The organism is Nocardia sp. FBN12 (assembly GCF_050320175.1).
GTDB lineage: Bacteria > Actinomycetota > Actinomycetes > Mycobacteriales > Mycobacteriaceae > Nocardia.
The window spans coordinates 2436880-2453517 of the sequence record NZ_CP190048.1 but is presented as its reverse complement, the minus strand read 5'-3'; the positions used below and the strand labels follow the sequence as shown (position 1 = coordinate 2453517).

17 protein-coding genes are annotated in these 16638 nt (G+C 67.3%); 9 read left to right on the top strand and 8 right to left on the bottom strand.

The features are described from left to right. The first annotated feature begins 141 nt into the window (after nt 1-141). The 3 genes from ACQHI0_RS11900 to ACQHI0_RS11890 all read left to right on the top strand — a co-directional run bounded on the left by ACQHI0_RS11900 (nt 142) and on the right by ACQHI0_RS11890 (nt 3581). Entirely contained in the window at nt 142-1467 is a 1326-nt protein-coding gene (locus ACQHI0_RS11900; RefSeq protein WP_427907995.1) for a lipase family protein, read from the top strand. Nucleotides 1468-1560: 93 nt separating this feature from the next. Beyond that, nucleotides 1561-2229, top strand: coding sequence for a TetR family transcriptional regulator (locus ACQHI0_RS11895; RefSeq protein WP_427907994.1), 669 nt, complete (start codon nt 1561-1563; stop codon nt 2227-2229). Nucleotides 2230-2375: 146 nt separating this feature from the next. After that, complete coding sequence (locus tag ACQHI0_RS11890) at nt 2376-3581, top strand: glycoside hydrolase family 76 protein (RefSeq protein WP_427907993.1); 1206 nt, start codon at nt 2376-2378, stop codon at nt 3579-3581. A gap of 24 nt (nt 3582-3605) precedes the next feature. Here the strand turns inward: ACQHI0_RS11890 and ACQHI0_RS11885 are convergent, their stop codons facing one another. Beyond that, nucleotides 3606-4079, bottom strand: coding sequence for a hypothetical protein (locus tag ACQHI0_RS11885; protein ID WP_427907992.1), 474 nt, complete (start codon nt 4077-4079; stop codon nt 3606-3608). Between the two features lie 285 nt (nt 4080-4364). On the opposite strand from ACQHI0_RS11885, the gene ACQHI0_RS11880 reads away from it, so the two are divergent. Beyond that, complete coding sequence (locus ACQHI0_RS11880) at nt 4365-5606, top strand: oxygenase MpaB family protein (protein WP_427907991.1); 1242 nt, start codon at nt 4365-4367, stop codon at nt 5604-5606. A gap of 34 nt (nt 5607-5640) precedes the next feature. Continuing rightward, nucleotides 5641-5931: a hypothetical protein gene (locus tag ACQHI0_RS11875; protein WP_427907990.1), complete on the top strand. Its 291-nt coding sequence runs from the start codon at nt 5641-5643 to the stop codon at nt 5929-5931. Between the two features lie 28 nt (nt 5932-5959). Here ACQHI0_RS11875 and ACQHI0_RS11870 read toward each other — a convergent pair whose 3' ends face one another. The 6 genes from ACQHI0_RS11870 to ACQHI0_RS11845 form a co-directional block, all read right to left on the bottom strand. Then, complete coding sequence (locus ACQHI0_RS11870) at nt 5960-6247, bottom strand: hypothetical protein (protein WP_427907989.1); 288 nt, start codon at nt 6245-6247, stop codon at nt 5960-5962. 127 nt (nt 6248-6374) lie between these two features. Next, complete coding sequence (locus ACQHI0_RS11865; RefSeq protein WP_427907988.1) at nt 6375-7172, bottom strand: SigB/SigF/SigG family RNA polymerase sigma factor; 798 nt, start codon at nt 7170-7172, stop codon at nt 6375-6377. A gap of 52 nt (nt 7173-7224) precedes the next feature. Then, nucleotides 7225-7425, bottom strand: coding sequence for a hypothetical protein (locus ACQHI0_RS11860; protein WP_427907987.1), 201 nt, complete (start codon nt 7423-7425; stop codon nt 7225-7227). A 110-nt stretch (nt 7426-7535) separates the two neighbouring features. Then, nucleotides 7536-10004 (bottom strand): aminopeptidase N, encoded by a 2469-nt coding sequence (pepN, locus tag ACQHI0_RS11855; protein ID WP_427907986.1) that lies wholly within the window; start codon nt 10002-10004, stop codon nt 7536-7538. 51 nt (nt 10005-10055) lie between these two features. After that, complete coding sequence (gene glmS, locus ACQHI0_RS11850; RefSeq protein ID WP_427907985.1) at nt 10056-11888, bottom strand: glutamine--fructose-6-phosphate transaminase (isomerizing); 1833 nt, start codon at nt 11886-11888, stop codon at nt 10056-10058. Nucleotides 11889-11903: 15 nt separating this feature from the next. After that, nucleotides 11904-12173, bottom strand: a complete 270-nt coding sequence (locus ACQHI0_RS11845; protein WP_427907984.1) for a hypothetical protein — start codon at nt 12171-12173, stop codon at nt 11904-11906. Nucleotides 12174-12416: 243 nt separating this feature from the next. Between ACQHI0_RS11845 and ACQHI0_RS11840 the strand changes: the two genes are divergently transcribed. Together ACQHI0_RS11840 and ACQHI0_RS11835 are read left to right on the top strand one after the other, a co-directional pair. After that, the gene (locus ACQHI0_RS11840) at nt 12417-13922 is read left to right on the top strand and encodes a hypothetical protein (protein WP_427907983.1); all 1506 of its coding nucleotides are present in this window, start codon (nt 12417-12419) and stop codon (nt 13920-13922) included. A 23-nt stretch (nt 13923-13945) separates the two neighbouring features. Continuing rightward, on the top strand, nt 13946-14161 hold the full coding sequence (locus ACQHI0_RS11835) for a hypothetical protein (protein ID WP_427907982.1): 216 nt from the start codon (nt 13946-13948) through the stop codon (nt 14159-14161). A 7-nt stretch (nt 14162-14168) separates the two neighbouring features. Here the strand turns inward: ACQHI0_RS11835 and ACQHI0_RS11830 are convergent, their stop codons facing one another. Continuing rightward, a complete protein-coding gene (locus tag ACQHI0_RS11830; RefSeq protein ID WP_427909142.1) occupies nt 14169-14747 on the bottom strand; it encodes a TerD family protein in 579 nt (192 codons plus the stop codon). Between the two features lie 81 nt (nt 14748-14828). Here ACQHI0_RS11830 and ACQHI0_RS11825 point away from each other — a divergent pair, with 81 nt between their 5' ends. Then, nucleotides 14829-15464, top strand: coding sequence for a hypothetical protein (locus ACQHI0_RS11825; RefSeq protein WP_427907981.1), 636 nt, complete (start codon nt 14829-14831; stop codon nt 15462-15464). Between the two features lie 181 nt (nt 15465-15645). Further along, nucleotides 15646-16578, top strand: coding sequence for a TauD/TfdA dioxygenase family protein (locus tag ACQHI0_RS11820; protein ID WP_427907980.1), 933 nt, complete (start codon nt 15646-15648; stop codon nt 16576-16578). Nucleotides 16579-16638: the final 60 nt, after the last annotated feature.

Sequence of the window (16638 nt, the reverse complement as noted above, 5' to 3'; positions counted from 1 at the left end):
GGAGACCCTGCATCTGAACCCGCCAGTAACCGTGTTACTCTCTGTCGGCGCTGGTGTGACAGGCCTCATGATCCGCCGACCCCAGCGACCTGTGTCACTACGGCGACGATGCCGGCAGTGATGTCGACGGAGAGGTTCTCGATGGAGCGGCAAGATCTTCGACGCGCGCGGCCGCGTGCCGGGCGCATCGTCGCGGTGCTGGTGATGGCTGCCACGACGGCGGTGGCCGGTGTGGTGACCCAGGCGCGGGAAGTCGCGGCCGAGCCGATGAGCTCGTTCTACACGCCGCCGGACCGGATTCCGCAGGAACCGGGCGCGATCATCAAGACCGCGCCGATGACCTTGTTCGTGACCCCGCCCACCGAACAGGGTTGGCCGGGGCGGGCACAGCACGTGATGTACACCTCGCGGCTGCAGGACGGGTCGCCGGTCGCGGTGAGCGGGACCTACATCGAACCGACCGGTCCGTGGCGCGGAGCCGGTCCACGGCCGACCGTCGTCATCGGACCCGGGACTTCGGGGCAGGGCGACCGTTGCGCGATGTCGAGGGCATTCTCGACGGGCGTGGCGGTGTCCGCCGAGCCGCTGGGGGTGTCGGCGAACCAGGAGCTGCCCTCGTCGACGGTGTGGAGCGGCCTTGGCGCACGGGTGCTGGTCACCGATTACATCGGCCTCGGCACGCCTGGCATCCACACCTACGCCAACCGGTTCGAGAGCGGGCACGCCATCCTCGACGGTGTTCGCGCCGCCAACAACCTGGCAGGCGTCGGACCGGAGACGCCCGTCGTGCTCTGGGGCTACTCCCAGGGTGGTGGCGCCACCGCGGCCGCCGCGGAGATGCAGCCGGCCTACGCGCCGGAACTGAATCTCAAAGGCACCTGGGCGGGGGGACCGGTCGCCGATCTCGCCGCGATCCTGGAGAAGATCGACGGCGCGCTGATCGGCGGCGCGATCGGGTTCGCCGTCAACGGCATGCTGGCGCGTTACCCCGAACTGCAGCGCGCGGTCGATCAGGTCACCAGTCCGGCCGGGCGCGCCATGCTCGAGAAGCTGAGCGACTCCTGCATCGCCGACGTGATCACCTATCACCCCTTCATGAAGACCGAGTCGCTGACCAGGGACGGTCGATCGCTGTCCGCCCATCTCGCCGAATTGCCCGAAGCCGCACCGGTGCTCGAGCAACTGCGCATCGGCAACTCCACCCCCCGCACCCCGGTCCTGATCACCAGCGGCCTCAACGACGACACCGTCCCGTACGGCCAGGCCCGCAAGCTCGCCGACGACTGGTGCGGCAAGGGCGCGACCGTCACCTTCCGCACGAACGACCTTCCGCCGATCCTGCCCGGAACCACCATCCCGAATCATTTCGGGCCGGAGATCATCGACGGTTTCGGTCCGGACAATGCGTTCACCTACCTTCTCGACCGCCTCGAGGACAAGCCGGTCGCCGGCTGCAGCATCGACTGAACCGGGCCATGGACAATCTGGTCGGCGAGGACGTGGGAACTCGCCTCCGAATCGGTTCGGTGGCAGCACCAGCCGATGGACTACTGTGGCGGAGTGGCTAGAAAGGGCGAAGGTGAACCCGCGCGCAAGATCACCGAAACCACTCTGGCGCTACTCGAGTCGGAAGGGTACGACGCGGTTCAACTGCGCCGGGTGGCCCGCGTCGCCCAGGTCTCGCTGACCACGGTCTACAAGCTGTACCCCACCCGTGACGAGCTCGTCCTCGCCGCCGTCGCCCAGTGGATGGCCACCAACACCTACACCGAACTCGAACCGCCGCGCGCCGACGAATCGCTCGCCGACGTGCTGAAACGGGTCACCCGCTATGTGTTCGAACCGTGGGAACGGCACCCGCGGATGCTGGCCGCCTACTCGCATGCCCGGTCCGGCCCCGGCGGGCAGCGCCTGGACGCGCAGGGCTTCGCCGCGGTGTTGCCCGCCGTCAGCACGATGTTCACCAGCCTCGACGAGGAATACGCCGCCGATCTCGCACTCGTCCTGACGAACATGGTCTACGCCCTGTTGACACGCTTCGCACACGGCGATCTCGCGATCACCGAGATCCTGCCCGCCCTCGAACGCACCATCATCCGATTGACGCAGAACAACGCACCGTTCGCCGCGGCCGCCGAGCGGAGCGCCGAGCCGGACGCGACACCGTTCGAATGGACCTCCGGGTTCAGCTCGCCGTACTCGCCGGGAACCGAAACCGGCGAGTCCTAGCCGTGTTCGGGCCGGGCTCTCCTCCGCAGGCGGTTCCGCCAAACGTTTTCGCGGCCAACCGGAGCAGTTCAAGCGCTGGCAATCCCGACACGGGACCCTGTGGATTCGGCGCCGATGCCGTTGCCCAGGAGGAGGAGCCCGAGCGGATGGATCGCCGGAATCAGCAATTCAGCCGGCGTAGTGTGCTGTGCGCGGCCGGGGCGGCGATCGCGCTGACCGTGGTGGCACAGCCGACGCAGGCGGGGACGATCACCGAGAAACGTTCGGTCGCCCTCGGTCCGGGGGCGCGGGCGGACCTGGCGGAGCAGGCGATCGTGCAGCGGCACGTGCGCTCGCTGCTCGGGCTGGCGGACTATCGGTTGGGGGTGCTCACCTGGCCCGCGGACCTCACGGAACGGTCCATGCTCGGGCGGTGGTGTTACTGGTGGCAAGCGCACCTGCTCGACTGTGCGATCGATGCCGCGCACCGCACCCGCACCCCGGACCGGATCGACCGGATCGCCGCCCTTGCGCGTGGTATCCGCGCCCGCAATGTCACCGGTTGGACCAATCGGTACTACGACGACATGGGGTGGTTGGCCATGGCGCTCGAACGCGCCGAGCGACTGCTCGACGTCCGGTTCGACGAGGCGCTGGGTGATCTGCGGGTCGCTCTGCTCGATGGCTGGAACCCGGATGTGGGCGCGGTGCCATGGCGCAACGGCGACGACTTCTATAACACGCCCGCGATCGGTCCGACCGGCATCGCGTTGGCTCGTCTCGGTGAACTCTCGCGCGCGGGCCAACTGGCCGACTTCCTGTACACCCGACTGCACGATACCGCCAGCGGCCTGATCCACGATGGTGTGCACGAGCCCGGCGGGCGGGTGGACCGGACCGTCCACACCTACTGTCAGGGCGTCACCATCGGGCTGGAAACCGAATTGGCCGTGCGCACCGGCGAATCCGTTCACCGCGACCGTGCGGCAGCGCTCGTCGCCGCAGTCGAGAACCGGCTCACCGACGCGGGAGTGATCGCCGCGGCCACCGCGAACGACTCCGGGCTCTTCATGGGAATCCTCGCGCGCTATCTCGCCGAAACCGCACTGGCACTGGGCAACACGACCGCGGCCAACATCGTGCACGCGTCCGCCGAGGCGGCCTGGAGCAATCGCGCCGAGGTGGACGGCCTACCGCTGTTCGGTGCGGACTGGGCCCGTCCGGTCACGGTGCCGGAACATCCGGGAACCTTCCTCCAGCTCGCCGACGTGTCCGCCGCCGCGTCGGCGAACCTGAGCCGCGATCTCTCGGTACAGCTGAGCGCGTGGATGCTGCTCGAAGCAGACCACAGGCTCACCGCTGCGGGACACTGAGCTCGCGACGAGGCGTGAAGCCACTCAGGGCATTTCGACGGTTTCGGCCCTGGCGATCTCGCTGATGGCTCGCTGAACGGACTCCTGGGGCGGGGTGCGGGTCAGGTCGGCGAGGTAGTCGATCAGGAGTATCGCGGCGGGTTGGGGATCGGTCCGTGCGTGGTCCGGATCCTGCGCCTCGTCGATCCCGAGTGCCCCGGCGAGTGCACTGAACACCGCGGCGGCGTCGAGCCGGCGCAACCATGCCGCCGATCGCCGCACGACTGCTTCCAGTACTGCGCGCACATCGTCGCCGGTGAGTCCGTCGGGATGCGCGGTCTCGAGCAGTTCCCGAACGATCGCCGCCAGCACCGCGGTGACCTGGTCGGGCGGGAGCTCGGCCAGGTCTGCGGTGGTCTCGCGGAACCCTGGCTCGTCGGCGGACCGCGCCGCGGCGACGGCGGCCTCGACGGCGGTCGCGATCGCGCGGGCTGACGAGGGCCAGTCGGACGGCCACATGGGTAGTTCTCCTCGCGGGGTCGGTGTGCTCGCAGATCACTGCCCGTCTGCGGGGTCTGCTGTCAGCGTAGTCAGTGGCGGCGCACGCGCCGCGTAGTCGTCATAAGTTACTGACTATTTCTGCATGAACTTCGTTGTATACGGCGGTTGATCGATTGCGCAAAGCTGATACAGCGCGAAGAACAGGCTGTTAAGTTACTGCTCATTCCGGACCAGCAGCTGCTGGATGCGCCACCTGCATCGGACGCGGCCGGGGTCAGTTAGTGCTCGACGAGGAGTGACGTCATGGATGGACTCAACAGACGCAACGCATTGAAAGCCGGTGGGATCGCGGGGGCGCTCGGGGCGTTGGCGATGGTGACGCCCGCGCGGGCGGAGCCGTGGACGTGGTCGCCGGAGGGGTCGGTGGCCGGCAACGGATCCGGCGCCGACCCGATGACGGTGTGGGATCCCGAGGCCGACGCGCTCGTCGCCGGGCTGATCGATCGCGGGGAAGTGCCGAGGGTCAACGAGCTGCTGCGCACCTGGACCAGGAACGGTGAAGCGTTGCCGGACGGCTTGCCCACCGACCTTCGCGATTTCATGGAGTACGCCCGTCAACTGCCGCAGTGGACCGACCCGGGCGCATTGGGCACCGCGATCGAGTTCAACAAGAAGCGCGGGCTGTATCTCGGAGTCCTCTACGGGTTCGCCAGCGGCATGATGAGCACCGTCATCCCGAAGGAAGCGCGGGCGGTCTACTACTCCAAGGGCGGCCACGATCTGAAGGACCGCATCTCCAAGACCGCCAAGCTCGGCTACGACATCGGTAGCGCGAATGCCTATGCCGCCGACGGGGAAATGATCGTCACCTGCGTCAAAACCCGCCTCGTGCACGCGGCGGTGCGCCACTTGCTGCCGCAGTCACCGCACTGGGTGAACTCGGCCACCGAGGACATCCCGATCAGCCAGAACGACATCATGGTCACCTGGCACAGCCTGCCCACCACGGTCATGAAGCACCTCACCAACTGGCAGGTGCCGATCCCGGCACACGAATCCGCGGCGTTCCTGCATTCCTGGCAGGTCGCCGCGCATCTGCTCGGCGTGCGCGACGAGTACATCCCCAAGTCGTGGCCCGACGCCAATTCCCAAGCCGCACAAGTTCTCGACCCCATCATCGAGGCCACCCCCGAAGGCGCCAAGCTCGCCGACCGGCTGCTGGGGCTTGGCGCCAACATCGACTTCGCGCTGCTGAGCAAGCCGGTCCTCGGCGCGTTCACCCGCTTTCTGCTCGGCGACAAAACCGCCGACGGACTGAACATCCCGAGGGAACCGGTCTGGGACCCGCTGCTGCGCTTCAGTTGGGGACCCTTCATCGCCGTACGCGAAGGCCTGCTCACCGCGGTTCCGCCGATCGGTGACCCCTACTGGCTCCTCGACGAATTCCTGCGCAAAGCGGCGCTCACCTACCTGGCCGAACTGCGCCTGCCGATCAGCATCGAAATTCCGACGATGAACCGCGACATGACCCAGCCACATCGCTGACTCCCTGACCCCACCTGACACAAAGGAACTCGATATGCGTACCACTCTCCGCCTCGCCGCAGGCTCGGTCCTGGCGGCAAGCCTCGTCGTCACCGCGGCGACCGCCACCGCCGATCCGGCATCGGTCGACGGCACCGGCTCGTCCGCGCTGGACTACGGATCATCGGCCGCGAACTCGGCCGGGGAACTGCTCCAACGCGGCGACCTCATCGGCATGATCGTGCTACTCGGCATCACTCCGATCCAGATGGTGACCAGCGGTATCTGCGATCTGGCCACGATGTCGGCGCTGGCGAGCCCCTGTAGCCCCTCCCGCTATCGGTAGCGCGTCACCGGGCCCGTCCGGCAGCCGGTCACGGGCTCGGTTCCGGTAGCTGACATTCGGACACCCTCGGATTCACGCCGAGGTAGTTGAGCGGGCCCGCGAGCGCGGTGAGCCCGATCGTGCCCCAGTCGCCACAGTTGACCGGGGTGTTCGTGAAATAGTCTCGCTGCACGGCGGCCAGCAGCCCGGCCCCGAACCAGACCACCATCAGCACCGACAGCAGGAATTGCGCGGTCTGGTGACGTGGCCGGGCCCGGATCTCCCGCACTTCGCGAACTTGTCGATCCCGTCGATTCCGTCGGCCACGCATCGTCATCGATCGCACCCTTCCCGCTCCTGTGGACGTCGCCACGACACGCGCGAGGTTCTGCTGTATCAACAGTGCAGCCCAGCAACCGCACAGTCAATGGCTCTGGCGGTGCGAGTTGGGAGCGGGGAGGGGTTCAGGCCGCCGGTACCGGCTGTTCGCCGATGGCCTCGGCACGCAAACCGCCGAGCAATCGGGTGAGCTTGCGGGAGACGCTCATCTGTGAAACGCCGAGCCGTTCGGCGATCTCGCCCTGCGAGAGGGAGTCGTAGAACCGCCAGATCAGCAGTTGGCGGTCTTCGGGTGCGAGCCGGGCCAGCAGGGGCGCGACGGTGATCGTGTCTTCGGTGCGGCGGTAGCTCGGGTCTTCGGCGCCGAAGGTGTCGGCGACGGTCATGCCGGGTTCGCCGTCGCCGTCGCGTGCGGGAGTGTCGAGGCTGCGTGTCTGGAATGCGTTGGCCGCCACCAGGGTTCTGGTGATATCGGTGACCGTCGCATCGAGTTCGGCAGCGAGTTCGTGCGCGGTGGGAGCCCGTTGGAGCCGACGGCTCAACTCGTCGGTCGCGACTCGCACCTTGCCTTGCAGTTCCTTCTCGCGCCGCGGCACGTGCAGGGGCCAGAGATGATCGCGGAAATGCCTGCGCACCTCACCCATGATGGTGGGCACCGCGAAGCCGAGAAAGGGTGAACCGGTGGTCACGTCGTAGCGGTCGACCGCCATGACGAGGCCGAGTCGCGCGGTTTGCAGCAGGTCGTCGAAGATCTCGCCGCGACCTGCGTATTTGCGAGCGATGTGTTCGGCCAGCGGGAGGCAGAGCTCGATGATCTTCGCCCGTGCGGCGTCGTGCTCGGGGCTGCTCGGCTCAGTGAGCGCCCACTGCGCGAAGAGGGGTTCGGCGTGTTCGTAGGTCCTGTTGTCGGTGGTTCGGGACATGTGGATCAGCTCCTGGCCTTCGAGTGCTCACCGGTTCCGCGCGGAGGCGAACCTAAAAGCTGTGCGGGCCGAGCATTCTGAAGGTCATCATCATGCCCGCGCCCAGGCTGACGGCGCCGAAGATCGCGGCGGGCAGCGATCCGGTGAGTGCGGTCAGGCCGAAGAGGAAGAACACGCAGGTGGCCAACATGATGGTGGTGCTGGTCAGATCCATGCTCGGCGTACTCGTTGTCCGATTACGTGAGGTGGTCATGGATCAAGGGTTGACCGTCGCGGAGGTTATTAAACCGTTATTGGTCGACTGGGGTTGACACTGCGGCAATTTCGCGTTTGGATGTTTAACCCATCGAGAATGGGGAATCGTTAATTCACGTCGCGCACGCGCAAATCCCGCGCGAGGTGGTCGCGCTGCTCGACGACCAGGCGACGCAGCGCGCTCGGTGCGTCGGCGTTCGCCGCCAGCCACCGATCGACCTCGTCGAGCGAATCGGCGGCGGGAAAGAGCCCGACCACGATGCGGCGGGCGATCTCGATGCTGCGCTGATCCCACACCGTACGGAGTGCCGCGAAGTACTCGTCGTCGTAGCGTGCGATCAGGTCGCGGTGTCGGCCAGCGCGGAATCCGTCGATGGTGGCGTCGAGGTGGTCGTTGGTCAGCGTGGTGTCGCCGAGCGCCGAATCCCAGGCCGAGGCTTTGACTTCCGCGTACGGGCGTGCCGCGAGTGCGCGCCGATGGGCGGTTCGCCCCGACGCCGTGTCGTCGTGTTCGAGTTCGGCGTCCAGGTCGTCGGCTTTCGCCTCGCCGGTGGCCGCGAGGGCTGTCCACAGCGCCCAGCGCAGATCGGGATCCAGGGCGAGGCCCGCTGGTGCCCGGTCGAGGAGGATCGCCCGAATGTCGGTGGCACGGCCGGGGTCGACCGTGGCGGCGGCGGCCGTCGCCCGTGCCCACGCGAGCTGCGCGCCGGAACCCGGTGCCGACGAATGCAGTGTGGCCCAGCAGGATTGGAGCCACTCGCCGCGCCACCGGTCCCGTGCCGGCTCGGGCAGATAGTGGCCGATGGTGAAGGACGCGTTCGCCAGGACGGCGGTGAGCAGCGCCATATTCGTTTCGGTTGGCGCGAAATCGCGAGCCATCGACAGGTAGCGTTCGGCGCCGAGTTCGCCGTCCCGGGTGGCGTTCCACAGTGCCGACCAGATGAGTCCGCGGGCCAGCGGGTCGGTCACCCGATCCAGCGAACTCTGTACGGTGGCAAGCGAATCCGCGTCGAGGCGAACCTTCGCGTAGGTGAGATCGCCGTCGTTGAGCAGGCGCAGGGGAGCGGGCGCGAGGGCGACCGGCGTGTGGCGGTCGACGATGTCGAGTTCCACGCGTTCGCGAATGAGCAGGTCGCCCGCGGCATCGAAGTCGTAGAGCCCGATCGCGAGCCGGTGTGGGCGCGGATCGGTTTGCACGACCGCACCGTCTTCGATGGTCAATGTCGACATTCCGGTCGTTTGCAACCAGGCCCGCGCCCAGCCCGCCAAATCACGGCCGGAATCCGCGGACAATTCGGTCAGCAGGTCATCGAGAGTCGTGTTGCCGAAGGCGTGCGTCCGGAAATACCGCCGCGCACCCGAGAAGAATTCTTCCCGGCCGACATAGGCAACCAGTTGCTTGAGCACGCTGGCACCTTTGGCATACGTAATACCGTCGAAATTGAGTTTTGCTGCCTCGAGATCGGTGATGTCGGCGACGATCGGATGGGTGGTCGGCAGCTGATCCTGCAGATACGCCCAGGCCTTGCGGCGGTTCGCGAACGCCACCCAGGCGTCGGTCCACTCGGTGGCCTCGGCGCTGGCGAGCGCCCCCATGTAATCGGCGAAGGACTCCTTGAGCCACAGGTCGTCCCACCACACCATCGTGACGAGATCGCCGAACCACATGTGCGCCATCTCGTGCAGGATCGTGTTGGCGCGCCCCTCGTACTGCGCCGCGGTCGCCGCGCCACGGAACACATAGGCCTCGGTGAACGTGACCAGTCCCGGGTTCTCCATCGCGCCCAGGTTGTACTCGGGCACGAACACCTGGTCGTACTTGCCCCACGGGTAGGGATAGTCGAAGTGTTCGGCGAAGAAGTCCAGACCCTGCTTCGTCACCTCGAAGATCGTGTCCGCGTCCAGGTAGCGGGCGAGCGAGGCGCGGCAGTAGATCCCGAGTGGGATGGTGAGTGCATCTCGCGCCCAGGAAGATTCGACGTGATGGTAAGGGCCTGCCGCGATGGCGGTGATATACGTCGAGATCGGCAGGGTGGGGGAGAATACGACGTTCTGTTGCACGCCGTTGTCCTGAATCGCCGCGAACGGCCGATTCGATACGACCGACCACCCGCTCGGCGCTGTCACCGCAAAGGTGAACGGCGCCTTCATATCCGGCTGTTCGAAGCAGGCGAAAACCCGCCGCGCGTCCGCGGGCTCGTACTGGGTGTAGAGGTAGGTCTGCCCATCGACCGGATCGAGGAACCGGTGCAGCCCCTCACCCGAGCGGCTGTAGGCACCGGTGCCCCGAACGACGACCACATTCGACTCCGACAACCCGCCGACTGTGAGCCGGGCCCCGTCGTAGTCGACGACGATCTCCGCGCCGTTCACGGTCACCGATTCCACCGAGAGCCCGATGAAATCGAGCCACGTCTGCCCGACCGAGGCATCGAATTCGACAGTCGTCGTCGTGGCGAAACCGTCCCGGGTCTGATCCGGGGCCCCCGACAGGTCGAGTTCGACGCGGTACGCGCGGACGGTGACCGCCGCCGAACGCGCGGCGGTCTCGGAGCGGGTCAGATTCGCGGTGTGCACGCCTCGATCCTGCCAGCCGCTGCGCCGCCGCGCGTCGCACTCGGTCGCTGTCTATTCCACGGTGACGCTTTTCGCGAGGTTGCGCGGCTTGTCGACGTCGCGGCCGAGGGCGATGGCCGTGTGATAGGCGAGCAGCTGCAGAGGAATCGTCAGCAGCATCGGGTCCAACTCCGGTGCGACCCGCGGAACTCGGATCACCTCGTCGGCCGCGCCGGCCGGGAGGTCCGCGTTCGTGACGGCGATGACAGGGCCGCCGCGGGCCTTGATCTGCTCGATGGTGCTGAGGTTCTTGGCCAGGAGTTCGTCGTCGGGGACGAGTACCACGCTCGGCATCTCCGGGTCGATCAGCGCGAGTGGACCGTGCTTGAGTTCAGAGGCCTGGTAGGCCTCGGCGTGGACATAGGAGGCCTCTTTCAGCTTCTGCGCGCCTTCACGAGCGACCGGCCACGCGCGCACCCGTCCGATGAAGAACATGCTGCGGGCTTTGGCGTAGCGGTGGGCGATCTCGGCGATGGCGTCCTCGTCGGCCAGGACCTGGTCGATCGCGTCGGGCAGGGCGCGCAGGCCGTCGACGACGCGGTTGCCGTCGGCGGCCGAGAGGTCGCGCACGCGGCCGAGCAGCAGGGCCAGCATGGTGAACGACACGGTCATGTTGGTCAGCGCTTTGGTCGAGGCGACGGAGATCTCCGGGCCCGCGTGCAGGAACACCCCTGCTCCGCACTGTCGGGCGATCGCGCTGCCCACGGCGTTGACGGCACCGATGACCCGGCCGCCCTTGCGTTGGAGTTCCTGCACCGCGGCAAGGGTGTCGAGAGTTTCGCCGGACTGACTGATCGCGACATACAGCGCGTCGGGATCGACGACCGGGTTGCGGTAGCGGAACTCCGACGCGGGCTCCGCCGTGGCCGGGATCCGAGCCAGTTCTTCGACGAGCTGGGCGCCCAGCTGGCCCGCGTAGTAGGCCGAACCGCAGCCGAGGAAAACGACCTTGCTGATGCTGCGCAGCTCGCGGGCGTCCATGTTCAAACCGCCGAGGTGGGCGGTGGCGAAGCGGTCGTCGAGGCGGCCACGCAGCGCCCGGCGGACCGCCTCGCCCTGCTCGGCGATCTCCTTGCGCATGAAGTCGGGGAAGCCGCCGAGGGCGTAGTCCTCGGCCACCATGTCGATGGTGGTCGGGGTCTTGTCGGTCTGCTCGGAGTCGATTCCCAGTGTGCTGGTCCGGAATTCGCCTTCACGAACCGTCGCGAGCTCGCCGTCGTCGAGGAATACCACGCGCTGGGTGTGGTGGACGAGCGCGGCGACATCGGAGGCCACGAACATCTCACCGTCACCGACACCGAGGACGATGGGACTGCCGTTGCGCGCCACCACCAGCTCGGTCGGACGGCGCGCGTCGAGCACCAGCAGACCGTAGGTGCCCCGAATCCGGTGCAGCGCGACGCGAACGGCGTCCTCGAGCGATGCGGCGTCCTCGATTTCGCGAGCGATCAGATGGGCGATCACCTCGGTATCGGTGTCGGAGACCAGGTCGATGCCCAGCGCGGTGAGCTCGGCCCGCAGCTGTTCGGCGTTCTCGACGATGCCGTTGTGCACCACGGCGATGCGGCCACCGGCATCGATGTGCGGGTGTGCGTTGGCATCGCTCGGTTCGCCATGAGTTGCCCAGCGGGTGTGTGCGATGCCGACCGTGCCGCGCAGGGCAGCGGTGTCGGTCTTGTCGCGCAACTCCTGTACCCGGCCCTGGGTTTTGCACACGCGCAGCTTCCCGCGATGCGGCAGCGCCAATCCGGCCGAGTCGTAGCCGCGGTACTCGAGCCGATGCAGACCTTCCAGCAGCACGGGCACAACTTGCCGGTGACCGATGTATCCGACGATTCCACACATGGCGTGATGAACCCCTTACCCGTAGACGATGCGACGTAGTTGCCGTTCGGTGAACGTCGGGGCCGCGACCGGACGCTCGGCGAGTTCGGCGTCGAGCTGTCGCCAGATCTCGGCGTTGCGCATCTGCCTGGCCTGCAGCTCGGCGTGCCTGCGCCGGACGAACTGCTCGACCGTCTCGTCGAAGTAGCCGACGATGTCGGCGACAACCCGGGCCGCCACGCGTTCGGGTAAGCCGGTGGACGCCACCACGTAGCGGACCAGCTCGGTAGGTGCCCCGTCATTCACTCGGACGATCATGCCCGGTCCGACCGCGTTCGCCAACATTCCTGCCCGAATTCGGGCACAAGTCGGCCGAGCGGGCTTCCGTGCGGGCGAGCCGCGCGTGCGGGTGGGTCAACTCGCGCGCGCGGCGCCGATCCTGTTATCGGCTTGTGAGGTGTGAGCCGCGACTTGCGGACAATTTGCTGGAAGGCTGGCAATGGGCACGGCACAATGCGCATCCGAGTGGAGGTTGTGGTGAGGCGACGAATGGGCGACGCATTCAATGATCGACTCTATTTCGCCGGCCCCGCGCCGGCCTCCGACGAAGCGGGGGGCCGACCCGAATATGTCGTCGACGCGGCCATTGTGACGATCGCCGAAGAAATCGTGCGAACGGGCTTCGATGCCGACGACACCGTGCACCAGCGGCTGCGGAGATTCTGTGCGCACGCGAAAGCTGAAGGCGCGATGGTGAATTGCCTTCTCGGAGCGGCGACTACGGTAGAAGACGGCGGCGTGGTGCCCTTTGTCGGACGGGTCGTCGGCAGACTCGGGCACGCGGAGTTGTTGTTCGATCTCGCGCTCGGCGAATCGGGTATCGACCCCTTCGACGGGAATCCCGTCCAGAATGTGGTCGGCCCCGGCACCATGACGGAGCTGGATTTCGAATTCGTCATCGCCCAGGTGAGTGAACTGGTCGATAGCCTGTTGCTCCCGAATTACCTGGCGTTGCTGGAATGGCGTGACCTCACCGGGGAGGGGCCGCGCTCTCGCCGGCCGGAGCAGTCGGCCGCGCTGCTGTACGAGCTGAACGAACGGCTCGCGCCGGTCCTCGGCGAGATGCCGCTGGCCTGGCTGCTGCTGCACTACGCGGAGTTCGGCGTCGCGCCGCTGGCGGATTCGATTCATCGCGCGCTGCTGCGCACCAACGCCGCCGACGCCGTGTCCGCCGCGCGCGCGGCGGCGGCGGCGCTCACCGCGATGTCGTTCGTCTCACCGTCGGCCAGGATGGGTGAGCTGCCGGTGGTGTCGCGTCGTCCGCGGCATCAGCCCACGCTGGTCACCGGCAATCACGTCATGGCCGATCTCGTCTGCGCGCTGTCGCGGTGCGAAACCGCGAACGGCTGGCAGGCCGACGCGAAATTGCTGCGTCCCGCCGACGCGCAGACGGTGGGCTGGCTGCTGGTCGAGGACCGCCGCCATCGCCGTGAATCACGCTGCGGCCGAGGTGATCTCATGGCATCGGCGATCGGGCTCGAGATCATGCTCGGGGTCGAGCACACCTCGGGTTCGTCCCCGGCGACGATGTCGGCACCGTCACCGTCGGTGATCACCGCCGACCTTCTCGGCGTCCTGCGCCTGCCCTGGGATCAGATCCCGGAATCGGCTCGCTACACCCCGCAACACCTGGACGGCATCCTTCGGCTGGCGTGTTGCGCGATGGAGGCGATGGCGCCGGGTGCCGGGGCGACATCCGATCTCCTGCGTCGCGCGGCCGACCGCGCTGTCCCGGCGCTCAACGCTCGACCGGACCCGCCGGTCTACCTGCAGGGTGCGCTGGCGCTGCTCGAGGCCTGGCAGCGCGGTGGCGCGCCGCGCACCCGCCCGCTGCTCGAAGCGATCGAGCCCATCGCGGCCGTCGTCTTCACCACGCTCCTGCTGATCGGTGCGGCGCTGCTCGAAATGCTGGCGCAGGAGTTCGACGCGGACGTGGCGAACGTCCTCGACGCACTCGACGCCCGGCTACGAGCCCGCGACCGCCTGTCGGATTAAGCGGCGCGCTGCTTGGTGACCGTGTGTATTCTGCTGCACGTGAAGTAACAACACTGCCCACCGCGCACGCGGTGCTGGCCGAGCGCGGCCGATGGGCCACCATCGAAAAGCGTCTGCTCGATCGTGCCGGTCTTCGCGGCATCGATCAGATAATCGGGAACCTCGAGCCGAACCCGGCGAGTCTCAGGGCGGCGGTGCGCGCCGCGCGCGAGATGTACCAGCGAGCACCCCGGAGGTAGTTCGCCCTCAGTCGAGGTAAGCGGTGAGGTGGGGGACGGCGTTGACGACGTGTTCGGCGATGATCGGCTGGCCGATCATGGTGAAGGCCCAATCCTGGTGCGGGCGGTGCAGTTTGCCGACCACGATGCCGGTGTGGGAGCCGAGGCTGTCGAGGTCGATGCGGATCAATTCGATGCCGGTGACATTGTCGACGACGCGGCAGAAGCCGTTGACGATCTGGTCGAATCGCTGGCCGGTGTAGCAGGTCACCAGGAACACGATCGTGGTCACCGCGGGATCGAGGCGGGTCAGATCGACGACGATGACCTCGTTGTCGCCGTCTCCGTCGCCGGTGACGCTGTCGCCCAGGTGACACAGCGCGCCGTCACGCGAGGTCAGCTGCTCGTGGAAGGCGACGTCGACGAAGGTGTCGCCGGCGAATGCCAGCGCCGCGGCGTTGAGGTCGATGTCCTTGCGGTCGGGATGTATCCCCATGGCGTGGGCAGGATCCCAGCCGAGGCCCATGCTGAGGTGGGTAATTGTGTGCGTGATGCGCGTACTCCTGGCCGAACGTGTGTTGTCATCCAGGCTTCCCGGCCTGCGCACCCGTAAACATGTCGTCAAGACGAGCTCCGGGACACAGGCCGCGACCAGGCATTATGTGACTGACAACAACACTGTGGCCAAGTGGTTGCCGTCGGCGTCGATGAGGTCGATCGTCAGTATCTGGGAGTAGTCGTCCCACGCATCGAGCTTTTCGGATTCGACATCGGAGTCAGGATGAACAGCTTGGAAAACCATCGCGGATGGGTTGCCGATATCTTCGCGGACGGGTTGTGCGGGCGCAGTGACGCGCCGACCCCCCGCGCGACGATCGCGATCGACGCCCAACCGCTGCCCTTCGAGGATCGGCACCCGCGCCGGCCGGAGGAGGTGATCGGATGGCGGGCGCTGTGTTCCTGCGCAGGCTGGCACGGCCGGACCTGGCTACGCACCGATCGCATCGCCGACCATGCGCCGTCCGCCCGCGTATTGCATTGCGCGACCGGCCGGCTCGACGCCGACTCGGCCCGTTCGGTGCTCGCGGAATGGGAATACCACCAACTCGAGATGCAGGCCCTGATACCGGTGCGCCTGGCTTTCGACGACACGACCTCGGCACAGCAACGACTCGTCGAAGCCGTCCGTTTCGTGCGCGCGTCCGGCGCGTCGTGGGAGTCGGTTGCCCGGGTGATCAGCGCACCATCGGCCGAAGCCGCCGAACAGCGATTCACCGATTGGGCCGCCCCAGGACACAACGTCGCGGAATTGCGCATACCGTAATTCGCGATGTCGCCCGGCTGAACTCGGCCGCATGACCGAGCGGGCACCGACGCGAACGGTGCCCAGCCCGGTCGAGGTAGCCGATTGCCGATTTCGCTCAGCCTGAATCCAATCCTGGTCGGTGCCTGTTCCCGGTGGTTTCCTGTGACCAGATCGTCGGGTTCGAGCGAAAGGCCTCCGTATGTCCCTCCACGACTCAGCCGTCCACGGGACCGCGGTGCACGTGGTTCAGCTCGGTGCCCACATCGGCGCGCGGATCGACGGTGTCCGGCTCGGTGGCGACCTGGACGCGCGGTCGGTGGCGGCCATTCGGGCCGCGCTGCACGAGCACAAGGTGATCTTCTTTCGCGGTCAGCACCAGCTGACCGAGGACGGGCAGTACGAGTTCGCGCGGCTGCTCGGCGATCCGACCACCCCGCATCCGACCGTCACCTCGGCCGGCGCCAAGAGCCTGGCCATCGACTCGCACCAGACCCGCTCCAATGTCTGGCATACCGACGTCACCTTCGTCGATCGCGTTCCGAAGGCCTCGATTCTGCGCGCGGTCGCGCTGCCCAGCTACGGCGGTTCGACCACCTGGGCGTCCACCGTCGCCGCCTACGACTCGCTGCCCGCGCCGCTCCAGCGACTCGCCGAGAGCCTGCGCGCGCGGCATTCGAACCGCTACGACTACACCGCCGAGATCGAGGACCGGCCCGCCGACACCGACCGCGCCTACCGCCGCGAGTTCGAGTCGACCTATTTCGAGACCGAGCACCCGGTGGTGGAGGTCCACCCCGACACCGGTGAGCGGGCCCTGCTGCTCGGCTGCTTCGTCAAGGGAATCGTCGGGGTGTCCAGCAGCGAATCGCGGGCACTTTTCCGGCTCTTCCAGGATCGGGTGACCCGCCTCGAGCACACCACCCGCTGGAACTGGTCGCTGGGCGACGTCGCGATCTGGGACAACCGGGCCACCCAGCACTACGCCGTCGACGACTACGACGGCGGCGAGCACCGCAGGCTCACCCGCATCACGTTGGGCGGAGAGGTCCCCGTCGGCGTCGACGGCGTCACGAGCACCGTGATCGCCGGCGATGCCGAGCCGTACAGCGCCCCGCTCGAGCGTGCGGCGTAGCCATCAGCGATCACCGTGCGCGCGTCCCGGAATCGACACCGGGCATCGACTATTCTTCGA

What these genes read in the sequence shown, in the direction of transcription:
- ACQHI0_RS11900 (WP_427907995.1), top strand. Translation starts at nt 142, where the DNA reads ATGGAGCGGCAAGATCTTCGACGCGCGCGGCCGCGTGCCGGGCGCATC.
- ACQHI0_RS11890 (WP_427907993.1), top strand. Translation starts at nt 2,376, where the DNA reads ATGGATCGCCGGAATCAGCAATTCAGCCGGCGTAGTGTGCTGTGCGCG.
- ACQHI0_RS11885 (WP_427907992.1), bottom strand. Translation starts at nt 4,079, where the DNA reads ATGTGGCCGTCCGACTGGCCCTCGTCAGCCCGCGCGATCGCGACCGCC.
- ACQHI0_RS11880 (WP_427907991.1), top strand. Translation starts at nt 4,365, where the DNA reads ATGGATGGACTCAACAGACGCAACGCATTGAAAGCCGGTGGGATCGCG.
- ACQHI0_RS11875 (WP_427907990.1), top strand. Translation starts at nt 5,641, where the DNA reads ATGCGTACCACTCTCCGCCTCGCCGCAGGCTCGGTCCTGGCGGCAAGC.
- ACQHI0_RS11870 (WP_427907989.1), bottom strand. Translation starts at nt 6,247, where the DNA reads ATGACGATGCGTGGCCGACGGAATCGACGGGATCGACAAGTTCGCGAA.
- ACQHI0_RS11865 (WP_427907988.1), bottom strand. Translation starts at nt 7,172, where the DNA reads ATGTCCCGAACCACCGACAACAGGACCTACGAACACGCCGAACCCCTC.
- ACQHI0_RS11860 (WP_427907987.1), bottom strand. Translation starts at nt 7,425, where the DNA reads ATGACCACCTCACGTAATCGGACAACGAGTACGCCGAGCATGGATCTG.
- glmS (WP_427907985.1), bottom strand. Translation starts at nt 11,888, where the DNA reads ATGTGTGGAATCGTCGGATACATCGGTCACCGGCAAGTTGTGCCCGTG.
- ACQHI0_RS11840 (WP_427907983.1), top strand. Translation starts at nt 12,417, where the DNA reads ATGGGCGACGCATTCAATGATCGACTCTATTTCGCCGGCCCCGCGCCG.
- ACQHI0_RS11820 (WP_427907980.1), top strand. Translation starts at nt 15,646, where the DNA reads ATGTCCCTCCACGACTCAGCCGTCCACGGGACCGCGGTGCACGTGGTT.